The organism is Bradyrhizobium sp. BR14999 (assembly GCF_056106085.1).
Genome location: NZ_CM148536.1, coordinates 853,301 through 870,027, shown reverse-complemented (window position 1 = coordinate 870,027; position 16,727 = coordinate 853,301). Strand labels below are relative to the sequence as shown.

The 16,727-nt window shown below is 64.9% G+C and carries 17 protein-coding genes and 1 pseudogene; 12 read left to right on the top strand and 6 right to left on the bottom strand.

Annotated features, from left to right (window positions below; translation table 11 throughout):
* The first annotated feature begins 106 nt into the window (after nt 1-106).
* Nucleotides 107-847, top strand: a complete 741-nt coding sequence (locus tag ACR9YP_RS04070; RefSeq protein ID WP_438103889.1) for a polysaccharide biosynthesis/export family protein — start codon at nt 107-109, stop codon at nt 845-847.
* A 160-nt stretch (nt 848-1,007) separates the two neighbouring features.
* Here the strand turns inward: ACR9YP_RS04070 and ACR9YP_RS04065 are convergent, their stop codons facing one another.
* From ACR9YP_RS04065 to ACR9YP_RS04055, 3 genes are all read right to left on the bottom strand, one after another.
* A complete protein-coding gene (locus tag ACR9YP_RS04065; protein ID WP_474219058.1) occupies nt 1,008-1,682 on the bottom strand; it encodes a dienelactone hydrolase family protein in 675 nt (224 codons plus the stop codon).
* A 169-nt stretch (nt 1,683-1,851) separates the two neighbouring features.
* On the bottom strand, nt 1,852-2,187 hold the full coding sequence (locus tag ACR9YP_RS04060) for a hypothetical protein (RefSeq protein WP_128947860.1): 336 nt from the start codon (nt 2,185-2,187) through the stop codon (nt 1,852-1,854).
* 24 nt (nt 2,188-2,211) lie between these two features.
* The gene (locus tag ACR9YP_RS04055; protein WP_474219057.1) at nt 2,212-2,976 is read right to left on the bottom strand and encodes an alpha/beta fold hydrolase; all 765 of its coding nucleotides are present in this window, start codon (nt 2,974-2,976) and stop codon (nt 2,212-2,214) included.
* Nucleotides 2,977-3,470: 494 nt separating this feature from the next.
* On the opposite strand from ACR9YP_RS04055, the gene ACR9YP_RS04050 reads away from it, so the two are divergent.
* The 3 genes from ACR9YP_RS04050 to ACR9YP_RS04040 all read left to right on the top strand — a co-directional run bounded on the left by ACR9YP_RS04050 (nt 3,471) and on the right by ACR9YP_RS04040 (nt 7,715).
* Nucleotides 3,471-3,962 carry a (2Fe-2S)-binding protein gene (locus ACR9YP_RS04050; protein WP_036002624.1) on the top strand — a complete coding sequence of 164 codons (492 nt, stop codon included), beginning with the start codon at nt 3,471-3,473 and terminating at the stop codon, nt 3,960-3,962.
* The gene (locus ACR9YP_RS04045) at nt 3,959-6,244 is read left to right on the top strand and encodes a xanthine dehydrogenase family protein molybdopterin-binding subunit (protein WP_474219056.1); all 2,286 of its coding nucleotides are present in this window, start codon (nt 3,959-3,961) and stop codon (nt 6,242-6,244) included. Before ACR9YP_RS04050 ends, ACR9YP_RS04045 begins: the two co-directional genes overlap by 4 nt.
* A gap of 376 nt (nt 6,245-6,620) precedes the next feature.
* The gene (locus ACR9YP_RS04040; RefSeq protein ID WP_091898237.1) at nt 6,621-7,715 is read left to right on the top strand and encodes an HD-GYP domain-containing protein; all 1,095 of its coding nucleotides are present in this window, start codon (nt 6,621-6,623) and stop codon (nt 7,713-7,715) included.
* A gap of 186 nt (nt 7,716-7,901) precedes the next feature.
* Here the strand turns inward: ACR9YP_RS04040 and ACR9YP_RS04035 are convergent, their stop codons facing one another.
* Nucleotides 7,902-9,482 carry an AMP-binding protein gene (locus ACR9YP_RS04035; RefSeq protein ID WP_474219055.1) on the bottom strand — a complete coding sequence of 527 codons (1,581 nt, stop codon included), beginning with the start codon at nt 9,480-9,482 and terminating at the stop codon, nt 7,902-7,904.
* Nucleotides 9,483-9,741: 259 nt separating this feature from the next.
* Complete coding sequence (locus ACR9YP_RS04030) at nt 9,742-10,152, bottom strand: VOC family protein (RefSeq protein WP_128940657.1); 411 nt, start codon at nt 10,150-10,152, stop codon at nt 9,742-9,744.
* Between the two features lie 126 nt (nt 10,153-10,278).
* Between ACR9YP_RS04030 and ACR9YP_RS04025 the strand changes: the two genes are divergently transcribed.
* The 5 genes and pseudogenes from ACR9YP_RS04025 to ACR9YP_RS04005 all read left to right on the top strand — a co-directional run bounded on the left by ACR9YP_RS04025 (nt 10,279) and on the right by ACR9YP_RS04005 (nt 13,352).
* Nucleotides 10,279-11,253 carry a Bug family tripartite tricarboxylate transporter substrate binding protein gene (locus ACR9YP_RS04025; RefSeq protein WP_438103891.1) on the top strand — a complete coding sequence of 325 codons (975 nt, stop codon included), beginning with the start codon at nt 10,279-10,281 and terminating at the stop codon, nt 11,251-11,253.
* 148 nt (nt 11,254-11,401) lie between these two features.
* Nucleotides 11,402-11,677, top strand: coding sequence for a DUF3551 domain-containing protein (locus tag ACR9YP_RS04020; RefSeq protein WP_474219054.1), 276 nt, complete (start codon nt 11,402-11,404; stop codon nt 11,675-11,677).
* A 107-nt stretch (nt 11,678-11,784) separates the two neighbouring features.
* Nucleotides 11,785-12,249 carry an ArsR/SmtB family transcription factor gene (locus tag ACR9YP_RS04015; RefSeq protein ID WP_438103894.1) on the top strand — a complete coding sequence of 155 codons (465 nt, stop codon included), beginning with the start codon at nt 11,785-11,787 and terminating at the stop codon, nt 12,247-12,249.
* Nucleotides 12,250-12,260: 11 nt separating this feature from the next.
* Nucleotides 12,261-12,593: pseudogene (locus tag ACR9YP_RS04010) on the top strand (SRPBCC family protein); the annotation flags it as partial.
* Nucleotides 12,594-12,614: 21 nt separating this feature from the next.
* Nucleotides 12,615-13,352 (top strand): DUF899 domain-containing protein, encoded by a 738-nt coding sequence (locus ACR9YP_RS04005; RefSeq protein ID WP_438103895.1) that lies wholly within the window; start codon nt 12,615-12,617, stop codon nt 13,350-13,352.
* A gap of 180 nt (nt 13,353-13,532) precedes the next feature.
* Here the strand turns inward: ACR9YP_RS04005 and ACR9YP_RS04000 are convergent, their stop codons facing one another.
* Nucleotides 13,533-14,777 (bottom strand): S1C family serine protease, encoded by a 1,245-nt coding sequence (locus ACR9YP_RS04000; RefSeq protein ID WP_128940652.1) that lies wholly within the window; start codon nt 14,775-14,777, stop codon nt 13,533-13,535.
* 195 nt (nt 14,778-14,972) lie between these two features.
* On the opposite strand from ACR9YP_RS04000, the gene ACR9YP_RS03995 reads away from it, so the two are divergent.
* From ACR9YP_RS03995 to ACR9YP_RS03985, 3 genes are read left to right on the top strand one after another with little or no spacing between them, the layout of a single operon-like run.
* Entirely contained in the window at nt 14,973-15,590 is a 618-nt protein-coding gene (locus ACR9YP_RS03995) for a hypothetical protein (protein WP_370990819.1), read from the top strand.
* Nucleotides 15,577-15,951: a transcriptional regulator gene (locus tag ACR9YP_RS03990; RefSeq protein ID WP_176946122.1), complete on the top strand. Its 375-nt coding sequence runs from the start codon at nt 15,577-15,579 to the stop codon at nt 15,949-15,951. Before ACR9YP_RS03995 ends, ACR9YP_RS03990 begins: the two co-directional genes overlap by 14 nt.
* Nucleotides 15,952-15,978: 27 nt before the next feature.
* Entirely contained in the window at nt 15,979-16,719 is a 741-nt protein-coding gene (locus ACR9YP_RS03985; protein WP_091898445.1) for a di-trans,poly-cis-decaprenylcistransferase, read from the top strand.
* Nucleotides 16,720-16,727: the final 8 nt, after the last annotated feature.

Here is a 16,727-nt window from a genome sequence, read left to right as displayed (position 1 = left end):
ACCCTCCCCCTCCAGGGGAGGGTGCGACAGTGACCACATCACTCAACGCTTTATTAACCATAACCGGTGCAAGACTGGAGCCGTCTCGTTTCGAGGGATAGGTCCGGTGCCGGTTGCACGCGCGTTTCGATGGTCGATCTTGGCAGCGTCCCTGGCAGCGTCCGCCGCGCTTGGCGGCTGCATGCAGACCGCCGGCCCCGTCGCGGTGATGCCGCCGCGCGCCGATCTCGACTCCATGGCCTATGGTCAGCCCTACAGCGCGCCGCAGCCGGTCGTCGTTGCCGACGGTGGCGGCGCCATCGGCGCGCTGCGCAATTCCTTTGCCTCCTCGCCCGCGCCCATGCCGGTCGGCTACGCCGCGCCAATGGCGGCGCCGGTGCGCTATGACCCTTCCTATCATCTCGACGCCGGCGACAGGCTTCGCGTCGTGGTCTACGGCCAGGAAGGTCTCACCAACAGCTATGCGATCGACGCCGGCGGCTCCATCACCATGCCGCTGATCGGTGCGGTGCCCGCGCGCGGCCGCACCACGGCGGGCCTCGCCGGCGAAATCGCCGCACGCCTGCGCAACGGCTATATCCGCGAGCCCTCGGTCGCCGTGGAGATCGAGGCCTATCGCCCGTTCTTCATTCTCGGCGAGGTCCTCGCGCCAGGGCAATATCCTTACGTGCCGAACATGACGGTCGAAAGCGCGGTCGCCATCGCCGGCGGCTTCTCGCCGCGCGCCAAGCGCGACGTCGTCACCGTCACGCACACGGAAGCCGGCGGCGCGATGCGCGCGGTCGTCCCCCTCGGCACGCCGCTTGCGCCGGGCGACACTGTGTTCGTCGGCGAGCGCTGGTTCTAGGCTTCAGCCCAACTTTCTCCCCTCGTCATTCCGGGGCGCGACGAAGTCGCGAGCTATGATGCGCAATTGCGCATCAGAGAATCCATTCCACCGCAGAGCCCGCGGCCCGATGGATTCCGGGCCTGCACCGCTTCGCGGCGCATCCCGGAATGACGGCACGCTATTTCGTCAAATGCTTCGCGAAAAATGCCATGCTGCGCGGCCAGGCGATGTCGGCGCTGGCCTTGTCATAGCTGGCCCGCTCGTCGCAATGGAAGCCGTGCTGCGCGCCCGGATAGACGAAGACCTCCACATCGGGCCGCTTCGTCTTGATGGTCGCGACATCGGTCAGGGGAATGCCGGCATCTTGCTCGCCGAAATGCAGCTGCGTCGGCACCTTCGGCGTCTCATCGGCAAAGCGCACGATAGCGCCGCCGTAATAGCCGATCGCGGCCTTGAGGCCCGACAGCCGCGTCGCCGCAACGAAGGCGACGCTGCCCCCTAAGCAAAAACCGATGATGCCGACCGGGCCGACGCTTCTGGCCGCATCGATCGCTGCCTGGACGTCGCGGAGCATCGCGGCCCAGTCCGGATTGGCGACGAATTTGCGCGCCTCCGCGATCTCGTCGGGCGAATAGCCCGACTGGAAGTTCGGCGACGTGCGGTCGAAGATCGACGGCGCGATCGCGGCATAGCCTTCCCCTGCGAGACGATCGCAGACCGAGCGGATGTGGTGATTGACCCCAAAGATCTCCTGGATCACCACCACCGCGCCCTTCGGCGTGCCCAAGGGATCGGCGCGATAGGCGCCCAGCTGGAAATTGTCCGAAGCCGTCAGCTTGATGTCTTGTCCCACGCGGGTTGTCCTTCTTGGTTGATCATTGATTGAGAGTTCGGAATGCTCCACAAACTCGTCATGCCCGGGCTTGTCCCGGGCATCCACGTCTTGTCTCAGCGCAGAAGAACGTGGATGGCCGGGACAAGCCCGGCCATGACGATCCGGAATTGTCGGCGCGCAGCCACCCTCACTCCCACATCCAGTTCTCGCCGTAATCCTCCTTCCATCCTGCCAATCGTCCATGGCGGAATTGCAGGAATAGGCGGTGGCGGTAAGGGATCAAGCCGCTGCCGCCGATGTTGCGCAAAGCGAGGTAGATCTCGTTGCCGGGACGTCCCCGCACATATTGCAGCGGCTGTCCGAGGGCGCGCGCGGTCTGCTCGGCATCCATGCCGAAGGCGAGCGGCGTGTTGTTCGACAAGGTCGCGACGAAGGGCCGGCGCGGCGGCATGGTGCCGAACGGCTCGGCCTGCGCAGACATCGATAGCAACATCATGCCAGCAGCCAGCATCATCAGCTTCATCGCCTACGTCCTTGCTTGATCGGCCTATCCCGGCAAGTTCTTCAGGAAAGGCTCGACCGCGTCAACAAAAGCCTTGGGCTGATCGATGTTGACGGCATGTCCGGCGGCGGGGATCACGACCTTTTGTGCGCCGGGGATCTTTGCCGCCATGTAGTCGGACGCCGCCAGGAACGGCGTATCGTCGGCGCCGACCACGACCAGCGACGGCACGTTGATCTCGGGTAATAGCTCGATCACGCGCGCGTCGCGCTGGGTCAGCATTCCTCGCGCGGCGAGCGCCAACCCCCTGGCGTTGCGATGGCTGGCGGTGGCGCGTTCGCGCGTTGCCGATTTCAAGACGTCGAGGCCTTCACGATCGAGCCGGTCGGCGGTGGCAAGCGCCCGCGCGTTCCAGGCTTCGCGCGCGTCGTCCTTCTTGAAGCCGGGGCCGGTGTCGATGATCAGCAGCGCGCGAGCACGCTCCGGGTACGCGCGATAGAACGCGAGCGACATGTAGCCGCCGAGCGAGAGACCACCGATGATGGCGCGCTTCGCACCGACCGCATCGAGGATCGCCGCCATGTCGCCGACCGTCAGCGCTTCACTGTAGGCTTTGGGATCGTCGGGGTAATCGGACTGGCCGTGGCCGCGCATGTCCCACAAGATCAGCTTGTGGTCTTTCGCGAGCGCATCGACCTGCCCATGCCACATCGCCGACGTCGAGGAATAACCGTGAGTGAGCAGCAATGGCGGCCCCTCGCCATGGACTTCGTAATAGATCCCGACGCCGTCCCGATTGATCTTCGGCATGTCTCCTACCCTTCTGTTTCTCGCCGCGGGCGTCGCTGCACCCTCTCCCCTTGCGGGAGGGTGGCTTCGCGAAGCGAAGCCGGGTGAGGGGTCTCTATCCTCACGAATGGTTTCGCGCGTGGAGAGAACCCCTCATCCGGCGCTTCGCGCCACCTTCTCCCGCAAGGGGAGAAGGGACGTTCGTGGCGCCGCTATGACTTCAGCTCACTTCGTCACAGTCTAGTCCGCCAAGTTACCTCGAAGAAACTGCCTGAATGCGATGGCACGCATGTCTGGCGCACGTGCTGTTGTGTCCAGTGGCTGTGTCGGCGCCGTTGGCGCGGCGCACAACGAGCAAGCGCAGAGCTGGCCTTTTCGACTGCTTCCAAATTGCATTTGCCTCCGCGCGTGAACGCGATCATGCTCGCTGCCAAGGCGGGACGCCAGCCCGGTGGGCGTCCGCCAGACAAGTTGCCGCCGTAAGCGGCTTCATGCACCGGCAGGGGAAGACGCCTATGCCAACTCTCACCATCAACGGGCGGAGTCTGTCCGTGGATGCGGCGAACGACACGCCGCTCCTCTGGGCGATCCGCGAGCAATTGCAGATGACCGGCACCAAGTTCGGCTGCGGTGCCGGGCTGTGCGGGGCCTGCACCGTGCACGTCAACGGCGAAGCCGTGCGTTCGTGCCAGACCATGGTCGGCGACGTCGCCGGCAAGAAGATCACCACCATCGAAGGCCTGTCCGCCAAGGGCGATCATCCCTTGCAGAAGGCGTGGATCGCCGAACAGGTGCCGCAATGCGGCTACTGCCAGTCCGGGCAGATCATGCAGGCGGCCTCGCTGCTTGCGAAGAATCCCAATCCAACCAAGGAAGAGGTCGTGGCGCATATGGACGGCAATCTCTGCCGTTGCATGACCTATTCGCGGATCCAGAAGGCGATCATGCGCGCCGCATCCGAGATGCGCACCGCGTCCGCCACCTCCAGCGAACGGAGGCCCACATGAACGAGCATGTGAAGAACGTGACCCCCGAGACGACCGATCTCAGCCGCCGCTCCTTCCTGGTCGGCACCGCCGCCACCGGCCTGGTGCTCGGCTATGCCGGCGTACCCGGCATCGATTCTGCGGCGGCTGCGGCTCCTGCCAATTTCGAGCCGAGCGTCTGGTATGCGATCTCGCCCGACGGTCTCGTCACCGTGACCTGCGGCAAGGCCGACATGGGCCAGCACATCGCCTCCACCATGGCGCAGATCGTCTGCGAGGAGCTCGGCGCGAAGTGGAGCGACATGCGCGTCACGCTTGCCTCCAACGATCCGAAGTTCAACGATCCCGTCTTGGGCGCGCAGATCACCGGCGGCAGCTGGTCGACCATGATGAATTTTGAGGCGATGAGTCGGGCGGGTGCCGCGGGCCGCATGGCACTGACGGAAGGCGCGGCCGCCGCGATGGGTGTGCCGGCCAGCGAGCTCGTGGTGCGCGATTCCATGATCGTGCATCCGAAGTCGAAGAAGCAGATGTCGTTCGCCGAAATCGTGAAAAGCGGCAAAGCGACGAAAACCTTCACGCCGGATGAGCTCAAGGCGATCAAGCTGAAGACGCCGGATCAATACACCATGATCGGCGTCTCGGTGCCGCAGCTCGACATCCCCTCCAAGACCAACGGCACGGCAAAGTACGGCATCGACGTGATGCTGCCGGGCATGGTCTATGGCGCGGTGGTCACGCCGCCGGTGCGCTTCGGCGCCACGGTGAAATCGGTCGACGACAGCGGCGCCAAGAAGGTGCCGGGCTTCATCAAGGCCGTCACGCTCGACGACAAGACCGGAACGACGTCGGGCTGGGTCGTCGCGGTGGCCGGCACCTATGCCAACGCCAAGAAGGCCGCGCAGGCGCTGAAGATCGCCTATGACGGCGGTCCGAACGCCAAGCTGTCGAGCCAGTCGCTGCTCGATGAAGCCAAGCGGCTTCAGGCGCTGGAGGATTCCGGCCAGTTCTTCGTCAAGGACGGCGATCCCGACGCCGCGTTCGGTTCGGCGGCGAAAGTGCTGGAGGCGGAATACACCACCAGCATCAACATCCACGCGCCGCTGGAGCCGATGAACGCGACGGCGGAGTTCAAGGGCGAGATCCTGCACATCTATTCCGGCAACCAGTTCGCGACGCGCTCCGGCGCGATCGCGGCAGGCGCTGCCGGAATCGATCCGAAGTTCGTGGTCATGCACCAGATGTGGCTCGGCGGCGGCTTTGGCCGGCGTCTCGATGCCGACATGATGATTCCGGCGGTGCAGGCGGCGAAGGCGGTCGGCAAGCCGGTGAAGGTGATCTACTCGCGCGAGAACGACATGACGATGGATTTCTCGCGCCCGCTCACCTATCAAAAGGTCAAGGCCGGCGTGGACGGCGATGGCAAGCTCATTGCGATCAGCCACGACGTGGTCTCGGCCTGGCCGACCGCGCGCTGGGGAATCCCCGACTTCCTGACGCCGTCGGTCGACAAGAAAGGTCCGCTCGATTCCTTCACGGTGAACGGGGCCGACTTCTTCTACACCGTGCCCAACCATTATGTGCGCGCGATCAAGAACGAGCTCGCGCACAACGCCACGCCGTCGGGCCAGCTCCGTTCGGTGGCGCCGGGTTGGACCTTCTGGGCGGTCGAAAGCATGATCGACGAGATCGCGGCGGCGGCGGGCAAGGATCCGGCGCAGTTCCGCATCTCGCTGCTCGATGGCGCGGGCAAGAACGACGGCGGCGCGCAGCGGCTGCGCAACACGCTGCTCGCCGCGATGGGGTTGTCCGGCTACGGCACCAAGCAACTCCCCAAGGGAGAAGGCATGGGCGTGGCCTGCGTCTCATCGCAGGAACGGGCGAGTGCGAGCTGGACGGCGTGCGTCGCCCATGTCGCGGTGGCGCCGTCGGGCGCGGTGACCGTGAAGAAGCTCACGGTCGCAACCGACGTCGGCACCCAGGTACATCCCGACAACATCCGCGCCCAGGTCGAGGGTGCGGCGCTGTGGGGCCTGTCGCTGGCGATGTACGAGAAGGCGACACTCAAGGACGGTGGCATCGAGCAGACCAATTTCGACAGCTACACGCCCTTGCGCATGAGCCAGACGCCCGAGGTCGCTGTCGCCGTGATTGCCAATGGCGAGAAGGCCACCGGCGTCGGCGAGCCCGCGGTGACGGTGGTGGCCCCCGCCATCGGCAACGCCATCTTCAACGCCTCCGGCGCCCGCGTCCGGGCGCTGCCGATCACAGCCGAAGCCGTGAAGGCGAGCATGAAGGCGTGAGACCGAGCGCGATTGTTGCGTAAGATGATCCGCCGGAGGCCAACCTCCGGCGGATTTCCTTTGGGGTGCCCTGCATCTCCATACTCGCCGTCATGCCCGGGCTTGTCCCGGGCATCCACGTTCTGCGTGCCGCGGGCAAGACGTGGATGGCCGGGACAAGCCCGGCCATGACGGAGACTGTAGGGTTAAAAATTCTCTTTGTTATCAATGACCGGCTACTGTGCATGGGGTTGTTTTTCGACTTTTTGCGGAAATCCCTCAAATTGCACTCAATTCCGCAGGGTTCCATTGAGCACGCCTCTTAAGGGCCAGAGAACCTGATCCGGCTTAGGCTTAAGGCCAATACTCGTGCTCTCGGTTCCTTTTGGGGAAGTTCATGAACGCCTCAGCCAAACCCGCCGCCAAACGCCGGCTTCTGCTCGCCTCCGACCGGAGCGACGAGAGCAGCGAGCTCGTCAGCATCCTGAAAGCGGTTGGCGAGGTCTCGACGGTCACGACCCAGGACATTCCCGAGAAGCCGTCGCGCGATCTCTCCGGCCTCGTCGTCGACATCAATTTGCGCTCGCCCGAGAGCGTGCAGCGGGTGCGCAACAAGCTGCGCGGCGATGCCTATCGGTCGATGCCGCGGTTGTTCGTGCTCGCCGACGCCCTGCATCACGGCACCATGCAGGCCTGGGCGCTGGGCGCCACCGACACCATCTCGCGCCCGCTGCAGGCGGACGCCATCCTTCAGCGCATCCGTTCCGCCTTCCCGGACACCGCCGTCTATGACGCGACCGATCGCGGCAAGACGCTCAACCGCGGCGTCGAGGCGGCGCATGCGGTCCTGGCCAAGATGTTCGAGAAGCTGCCGCTCGGCGTGCCCCTGACCTTCGACGACGTCATTGCCGCCGAGAGCAAGATCCTGAAGGCGATCAAGCACTCCTCGCTGCGCGAATGGCTTACCACGGTCGGCTGCCACCATGTCGGCAGCTATCGCCACTGCCTGTTCGTCACCGGTTTCGCCGTCGCCTTCGCCCAGCATCTCGGCATGCGCGAGGACGACCAGCGCCGCCTGACCCGCGCCGCGCTGCTGCACGACGTCGGCAAGGCCTTCGTTCCCTCCGCGCTGCTCGACAAGCCCGGCAAGCTCACCGACGAGGAGATGGCCGAGGTCCGCCAGCATCCGCGCCGCGGCTATGACGCGCTCGCCGCGCAAGGCGGCTTCCCGCCGGAGATGCTCGACGTCATCCTGCATCACCACGAATTCCTCGACGGCTCGGGCTATCCCAACGGCCTGTCGTCGAACCAGATCAGCGACATCGTGCGGCTGACGACGATCGTCGACATCTACGCCGCCCTGGTGGAGAAGCGTGCCTACCGCATGCCCTTCACCCACTCGCGTGCGTTCACGATGATGGAAGGCATGGGCGGCAAGCTCGACCAGCAGCTGTTGCAGGCGTTCCGCCCGGTGGCGCTGGGGGCGTTTTGATTTCATCGTCGTCCTGGCGAAGGCCCGCTGCCGTAGGGTGGGCAAAGGCGCGCCCTTTGCGCGCCGTGCCCACCATGCATCGGCGTTCGCGGTGACAATGGTGGGCACGCTTCCGCCTTCGCTCTTCGAGCTGCGGCGGACAAGTCGCTTTGCCCACCCTACGGCAGCGTGCCGTTTGGCGGCGCCTCACCCCACCATCTTCCTTAGCTCCGCCTTCGCCACCTTCTCCAGCGTCGAGCGCGGCATGTCGTCGACGAGCCTGATCTCGCGCGGCACCTTGAAGTCGGCAAGGCCGGCGCGGCAGGCCGCCATCACGCGATCATGCAGGTCGGGCGCAGCACCCAAGACGCCGCCCTGCGGGATGATGAAGACGACCGGCACCTCGTCCAGCATCGGATGGGTCTTCGCCACCACCGCCGCCTCGCGCACGCCGGGAACGAGCGCGATCACCTGCTCGATCTCGGAGGCCGCGACGTTCTCGCCGCCGACCTTCAGCATGTCCTTGGCGCGGTCGCCGAACTTGATGTAGCCGTTCTGAAGCCGTTCGACACGGTCGCCGGTGAGGAAGAAGCCGTGCTCGTCAAAACTCTCGCGCGTCGCCTTCTCATTGTGCAGATATTCGGCGAACAGCGACAGGCCGGGGATGCCCTTGATCGAGAGATTGCCGGTGCCGCCGACGTCCGTCGGCCGGCCGTCATCATCGGTGATGCGGATCTGATACTCGCTCGCCGCGCGGCCGATCGACATCGGGATGTTGGGCTGATCGACCTCGCCGACGATGCCGTGGGTGATGGTCTCGGTCATGCCCCACCAGCCGATGATCTTGACGCCGAACGCGGCGAAGGCCGGCGGCTCGTTGATCGCACTGCCCCACAGGCGGAATTTGTGGTCGTTCGGGATCTCCTGCTCGAGCAGCGCCTTCATGCAGAACGGAATCGTCGAGGTCCAGGTCGAGCCGTGCTCGCGCGCGACGCGCCAGAACCGGCTGGCGGAGAAGCGCGGCTGGATCACGCAAGATCCGCCGACCCACAGCGTCGCCAGCATGGAATAGGCCAGCGCGTTGGTGTGGAACAGCGGCAGATAGGTCTGGTGCACGTCGCCGGCATGAAGGTCTTCGTGCGCGGCGTTGATCTTGGCGCCCCACAGCGCATTGGCGTGGGTCCACAGCACGGCCTTGGGGCGCGACGTCGTGCCCGAGGTGTATTGCACGCTGCACGGCGCGAGCGGATCGGTGGCGCGCCTGGGGCGATCCGCGCTCTCAGTGAACAGGGATTCGAAACTGTCGCCGCGCGCGACCGCTTGCGCCGGCGCTGTGCCCGCATCGTGCGAGGTCACCGCCATCCAGCTTATGTTGCGGCAGTTCTGCGCGACAACTTCCGCATAGGCCGGCTGCGTGATCGCGGCGACCGCGCCGCAATGATCGGCGAAGTACGCGATCTCGGCCGGCGCCGAGCGGGTGTTGGTGGTCACCGCGACGGCCCCGAGCTCGACACAGGCGAACCACGCCAGCATCGCCTCAATGCAATTGTCGAGATGGATGAGCACATATTCGCCCCGCCTGACGCCGCGCCTTGCGAGGCCCGCCGCGAGGGCGCCGACCCGCTCGTGAAACTCGCCATAGCTCCAGCGTCGCGCCGGCGCATCGAACGGCGCCCAGATCAGGAACGGATGTGAGCTGCGCACCTCGGCGCGCAGCTTCAGCAGCCACGGCACGTCGAGCCCGTCGAAAGGGCCCACGATTCCGGCGGCGGTCTGTTGAATGGGCATGTGTCCTCCCGTGCAGCCTGCATCTTGATGGCGGCTGTCTTTGGATTATTGCGTCTTCCTGCCACCCGATGGCGCGGGAAGCAAATGGCGTGGGGCCGCCCGCTCTCTCCTCCGTCATTGCGAGGAGCCCTTGCGACGAAGCAATCCAGGCTGTTCCGGCGGAAGCAGTCTGGATTGCTTCGCGGAGCCTGTCATCGGGCCGCGCTTCGCGCGGACCCGTTGGCTCGCAATGACGGTGCTTGGGGCCGGCCGCCAGGCCCTAATCCTCATACGACGAGATCTCGATCAGGCTGCCATCGGGATCCCGGCAATACACCGAGCGCAGCGTGCCGCGGGCGCCCTGCCTCGGGCCCGGCCCTTCCTCGATCGCGACGCCATGGGCCTGCAGATGCGCCACCACCTCTTCGGGAGCGGCGGAGGTGAGGAAGCACAGATCCTCGCTGCCGGCGGTTGGGTGGTCCGCGGTGAACCACTCCACCTTGTCGCCATCGCGCGGCCGCACGTTGATCTTCTGGTTACCGAATTGTAGCGAAGTCCGCGGCGCTTTGCCGCCGCCGGGGTCGAACACCTTGACTTCCATGCCGAGAATCTTGCGGTACCACTCCGCGGTGGCCGCAACGTCGGCGACGTTGATCACGAGATGATCGAGAGCCTCGACCTTGACCGGCATGTCTCATCCTTTCGTCGTGATGCGCCCCGTGCACTTTCCGCCTGCGCCAAGCTTTGTTACAAGCCCCGCCGACGACATTTTACAAGATATCCGGCCTTCAAGAACAACACTGGGAGAACCCTTGAGATGATCACTCGCCGTACCGCGCTGGGCCTGCTCGCCGCCAGTCCGCTTGCAGCCACCCCGCTGTCCAAGGCCCTTGCCGCCGATTATCCGACCCGTCCGGTGAAATGGGTGGTCGGCTATCCGCCGGGCGGGGCCACCGACATCCTGGCGCGGCTGCTCGGCCAGCGGCTGTCGGAAAGGCTCGGCCAGCAATTCGTGGTCGAGAACAAACCGGGCGCCGGCAACAATATCGCCACCGAATCGGTCATCAACGCCGAGCCCGATGGCTACACGCTGCAGCTGGTCAACCCGGCCAACTACATCAACGCCTCGCTCTACGCCAACCTGAAGTTCAACTTCGTGCGCGACATCGCGCCGGTCGCCTCGTTCCAGCGCGTACCGAACGTGATGACCGTGAACAAGGACGTGCCGGCCAAGAACGTCGCCGAGTTCATCGAATATGTGAAGGCCAATCCCGGCAAGGTGAACATGGCCTCGTCCGGCAACGGCACCTCGGTGCATCTGTCCGGCGAGATGTTCATGGCCATGACCGGCTGCAAGATGCAGCACGTGCCCTATCGCGGCGCGGCGCCCGCGATCACCGACATGCTCGGCGGCCAGGTGCAGGTGATCTTCGACAACATGCCCTCGATCATCCAGCACATCCGCTCCGGCAGCTTGCGCGCAATCGGCGTCACCACCACGGAACGCTCGCCGCAATTACCCGACGTGCAGCCGATTGCCGACACCGTCAAGGGCTATGAAGCCAGCGCGCTGTTCGGCATGGGCGCGCCGAAGAACACGCCGAAGGAGATCATCGCCAAGCTCAACAGCGAGATCAACACGCTGATGAAGGAGCCCGACATGGCCAAGCGTCTGGTCGAGCTCGGCGGCGAGCCGCGGGTGCAGACGCCCGAGGCGTTCGGCGAGGAGATCAAGGCCGAGACCGAGAAGTGGAAGAAGGTCGTCGAGTTCGCCGGCCTGAAGGTCGAGTAGCGATCTTGTGATGAACGCGATTGAAGCCCTGCCGTTCGGCAGGGCTTTTTTCTTGCGCGCGCGATATACTTGATCTGGAATAAACCGGCGCGACGAAACCTCGTGAGGATGGTGGCGTATCTGACGCCAGCAAGAGAGGAGTTGGATCATGCGCAACACCCAATTGGCGCTGCTGACGCTCGGCGTGACGGTCCTTGCCGGATTCGCCAACATTCCCCCAGCCGCCGCGCGCGACTATCCCTGGTGTGCGCAAGGCGGCGAGTACGACTATCCCGGCGAATGCGCCTACAGCACCTATGAGCAGTGCCAGGCCAGCATCTCCGGCCGGCTGTTGTACTGCGGTCGCAATCCTCGCTTTGGCTACGGCCAGATGCAACCTCAGCCGCGAGTGCACCGCCGCACGCGCGACGTCGCGCCATACTAGCGCAACCCACGTTCCCCACTGCCCCGCTGCCTGATCACGCGCTCGTGCAGAACCGCGTGCGGAGGTTCGGGCTTGACGCATCTCGGTTCGCATTTATACTAAACCTCATGGTTAAGTATCAAGACGAGACGCTGGACCGGACCTTTGCGGCGCTATCCGACCCGACGCGGCGTGCCCTGCTGGCACGGCTCGGCGAGCAGGACAGCCTGTCGGTGAGCGAGCTGGCCGCACCGTTCCCGATCTCGCTGCCGGCGATCATTAAGCATCTCGACGTGCTCACGGATGCGGGCCTGATCGTGCGGGAGAAGACCGGGCGCACGGTCGCCTGCCGGCTCACCGCGCAGCCGATGGAGCAGGCGATGAACTGGCTCAATCGCTACGCGCAATTCTGGTCCGACAATCTCGATCGCCTTGCTGCCTTCGTGGAGGAAGAGACATGGCCAACGCAGCCGTCAACGCCGATCTCAGCGCCGCCGAGCGCCCAACGGAACGCCCAAGCCTCACACTCACGCGCCGGCTTCGCGCGCGGCCGGAAAAGGTCTACGCGGCCTGGACGCAAGCCGAGCAGCTAGCGCAATGGTTCGGGCCGCCGAACATGAAGCCGGCGACGCTTCGAGCCGAGCTCGACGTCCGCACCGGCGGCAGCTTTCGCATCAGCTTCACCCGTGAGGACGGCGAATATTTCGAGGCCGGCGGTACCTATCGCGACGTCGTGCCGAACGAGCGGCTGGTGTTCACCTGGGCCTGGCATTCGACGCCGGAGCGCGAATCGCTGGTGACGATCACGCTGAAGCCGGACAGCGGCGGCACCTTGATGGTCTTCCATCACGCCCAATTCTTCGACGAAACCGCCCGCGACAACCATTTGCGCGGCTGGAGCTCGTTCTTCGACAAGCTCGATGCCTTCGTCGCCTGATCCAGATCAGAGGAGGACACCATGCAGCAACATCAGATCGTCTCGCGCGAGCAATGGATCGCCGCCCGCAAGGCTCATCTCGCCCATGAGAAGGAGCTCACTGCGGCTCGCGAGCGCCTGGCCGAGGAGCGCCGTGCATTGCCGTGGGTCAAGGTCGACAAGAACTATTTGTTCGACGGACCGAACGGCAAGCTGACGCTCGGCGATCTCTTCAAGGGGCGGCCGCAGCTCGTGGTGCAGCACGTGATGTTCGCACCCGATTGGGACGCCGCCTGCAAGAGCTGCTCGTTCTGGGCCGACGGTTTCGAGCGCATGGTGCCGCATCTGGCCGCGCGCGACACCAGCATGGTTGCGATCTCGCTCGCGCCTGTTGCCAAGCTCGACGCATTCAAGAAGCGGATGGGCTGGACCTTCGACTGGGTCTCCTCGGGAAGCAACGACTTCAACTACGATTACGAAGTCTCGTTCACACCCGAGCAGATCGACAAGGGCGTGCCGAAGTACAATTTCGGCACCACGCCGTTCTACGGGCCCGAGCTGCCCGGCATCAGCGTGTTCTTTCGCAACGAGGCCGGCGAGATCTTTCACACCTACTCATGCTTCGCCCGCGGCCTCGATATGATGAACGCCGCTTATCAGTACCTCGACCTCACGCCGCTCGGCCGTCACGAGGAGGGCTTGCCCTATCCGATGGACTGGGTTCGCCTGCGCGACCAGTACGAACCGCAGGCGACGAAGGAGGCGTGCTGCCACGGGTGAGGGGAGCGGTTCGTTTCTCGATGTCGTCCTGGCGAAGGCCAGGACCCATACCGCGGAATCTATCGATGGCGCTCGGTTGTCGTACCGAACGACCAATCTTCGTCAAACCCCTTATTGGGGTAATGGGTCCTGGCTTTCGCCAGGACGACGTCGGAGGTTAGGCGCGGTCGGTGCCCGCCTTCACCGCTTCGCGTCGGCCTGCTCCGTCGCGTTGCACGAGATCAGCATCGTATAGGGCCGGGCGTTGCCGGCGATGTCGGTCGTCTTGAGCTCGCTCTTCGGCTCGGCGGTCTGGTAGGGCACCACGGAATTGTCGAGGAAGTCGCGCAGCGCGCCGGTCTTGATGGCGAAGTTGATGTTTTCGGGGATGTTCCCGGTTGCGACCGCGATCCGCAGATTGTCGAGCTTTCCGGTGACCACACCCACGACCTGCCCGGTGGTGTCGAACAGCGGGCCTCCGCTATTGCCGGGCTGCACGGGCGCGCTGATCTGCAGGAAACGCGAATCGTTGCGCATGCCACTGAGCGAGCTCACGATACCGGTGGTCACGGTGAAGTCCGAGCTCAGCAGCCCGTGATAGGGAAAGCCGATCGCGACGACGGAATCGCCGGAGCGGATCGAGCGGTCGCGAATCCGGGCAAACTCCTTGAACGTCGCTGTCGACGGCGCCTGCAAGAGGGCCAGATCGTTGTTTGCATCGCTCGATACGACGCGCAACACCATTGCGGCCTCGCCCGTGAGATTGCCCTTGAGGTCGCTGCAACCCTCGATCACATGGTTGTTCGTGACGATGTGCCCATTGGCGCTGACCACGAAGCCGGTGCCGCTCTTGGACTTGGCGGACTTGCTGGCCGGCGGTGGTGCCTGCTTGTCCGCTGTGGCCGCTGGCTTCGCTGTACCCTTGGTGAAGTCCCCGGCCTTGCTGAGCCCGTCCGCCTTCACCCGCGTGACGCAGTTCGCCAGCGCCGCGACCATGGGTGCCGTCGACGTCAACACGAACTGGAGTGGCTTGCTGCCGTTGGTCGTCACTACCATCAGGCTTGCCTTCTGGAAGGTGCGAGCGACATTGAGGGGCAGGATGGTCGTCACCATGTTTGGGGCGTTGGAGGTCGCAAACAACCTGGCCTGCTCCTGGCCGTCGAAGATGAAGTCGACGGGCGCGGTATCGCCCTTGTTGAAGCGAAAGCCGGGGCTGGCAAGGCTCAGAAGCCAGGAGCCGGCCGCATTCTGCGCGACGACGAGACTCACCCCGTTGGCGTAAGGCGCGGTGGCCGCACAATGCGAGAACGCTCCCGTCTCGTCATTGCTGAAGGCGCCGCCGATCCAGTTGCCGACATTGACGGAGCCGAACGGTCCCGCCGCATGCGCGACGCTGACGACACCCACGTGCAACAAAGACGCAACGACAAATGACTTAAGCCACATACCAGCCCCCGGAAATGCTTTTCGCTCCATCTTATCTGTGGGACGCGGTGTCGCGCAACCGCCAGTTGTTCTTTCAAGTTCGATCTGGCTGTCGCGACATCCGGGCTTGCCTTTACTCTGCACTGCTATATACTTTGCAATACAAAGTAACAGGGCTCTGGGTAGCAGGGGCGGAACGAGGTTTTGGCGTTGCCAATGCGCGATCTCGACAAGGCGCTGGCCGACATCGTGACGATCCGCAGCCAGATCGCGGCGGGCACCGCGTTCCGCGGCTACGGCCCGGCGACAATGGCCGCGACAGGTGCCGTCGCGCTCATCACCGCGGTTCTGCAATTCTGGTTGCTCGGCGATCCCACCAGCGAGCCGCTCGACTTCTTCATCGGCTGGTTCATCGCCGCGGTGCTCTCCGGCCTGATCATCGGGATCGAGATGCGCGCGCGCTCGCGCCGCCATCATTCCGGCCTCGCCGATGCCATGATCCACCAGGCGGTCGAGCATTTCCTGCCCGCAGGCGTCGCCGGTGTGCTGCTTGCGGTGGTGATGTGGAAATTTGCGGCGGAAACGCTGTGGCTGTTGCCCGGCTTGTGGCAGATCCTGGTGTCGCTCGGCATCTTCGCCTCCGTCCGCTCGCTGCCGCGCACCGTCGCGCTCGCCGGCGCCTGGTATTTCGTTTCAGGCTTTGCAGTGGTGGTGCACGCCAGCCAAACTCACACGCTATCGCCATGGACCATGGGTCTGCCCTTCGTGATCGGGCAGTCGGTGATGGCGGCCATTCTGTATGTCGCGTCCGGAGACCATGATGTCGAAGTCTGACAGCGCGCCGTTCTCCTACGAAGGGCTCGATCGCGTCATCCACGAGAAGGCGAGGCTCGGCCTGCTGACCTCGTTGATGGCGCATCCCAAAGGGCTGGCATTCGCCGACCTCAAGCAGCTCTGCGGCCTCACCGACGGCAATCTCAGCCGGCATCTTGCCGTGCTCCAGGAGGCCGGCCTCGTCGAGGTGACCAAGGGTTATGAGGGCAATCGCCCGCACACGACCTGTCGCCTCACCAAGTCCGGCCGCCGCCGTTTCCTCGACTATCTCGCCGTGCTCGAACGCCTCGTGCGCGATGCCGCCAAGGCCGCCGGCCGCGAGGCGCCGCCGCTCGGACGCCTCGGTTTCGCTTCGACCTGAACCCCCTTTTTGACCGGAGACTTTGTAATGCAAAGTAACCCTGTGTCCTGCGACGACAAGCTTCACGTCGGCATCATCATGGACGGCAATGGCAGATGGGCGACGCGGCGCGGCCTGTCGCGCCTGCGCGGCCACGAGGCCGGCGTCGAGACGATCCGACGCATCGTCGAGGCCGCGCCCAAACAGGGCATCGGCACGCTGACGCTCTATGCCTTCTCCACCGACAATTGGCGCAGGCCCAAGGCCGAGGTCGCCGCGCTGATGACGCTGCTGCGCTTCTACCTTTCCAATGAAGTGCAGAGCCTGGTCAAGAACGGCGTGCGCCTCACCGTGATCGGCCGCCGCGACCGCCTGCCCGACGGCATCGCCAGCGCGATCGCGCGCGCCGAAGAGGCGACCGCCCAAGGCAGCACGCTGCATTTGCGCATCGCCGTCGATTATTCCGCGCGCGACGCCATCCTCAATGCCGCGGCGAAGGCAGCGGCGCTGACCAGCCTCACCCGCGAAGCGTTCTCGCAACTCGTCACCGGCGAGGCGGGCCTGCGCGACGTCGATCTCATCATCCGCACCTCGGGCGAGAAGCGGCTGTCGGACTTTCTGCTCTGGGAAGGCGCCTATGCCGAGCTGCATTTCACCGAGCGGATGTGGCCTGAATTCGATGCCGGCGATCTCGCCGAGGCGCTCGCCGCCTTCCATGGTCGCGAACGCCGTTTCGGCGGCCTCCAGGCGATCATGCCCGAGGAGGTGCCTGCGCTCTCACGAGCGTGACGCCCGGC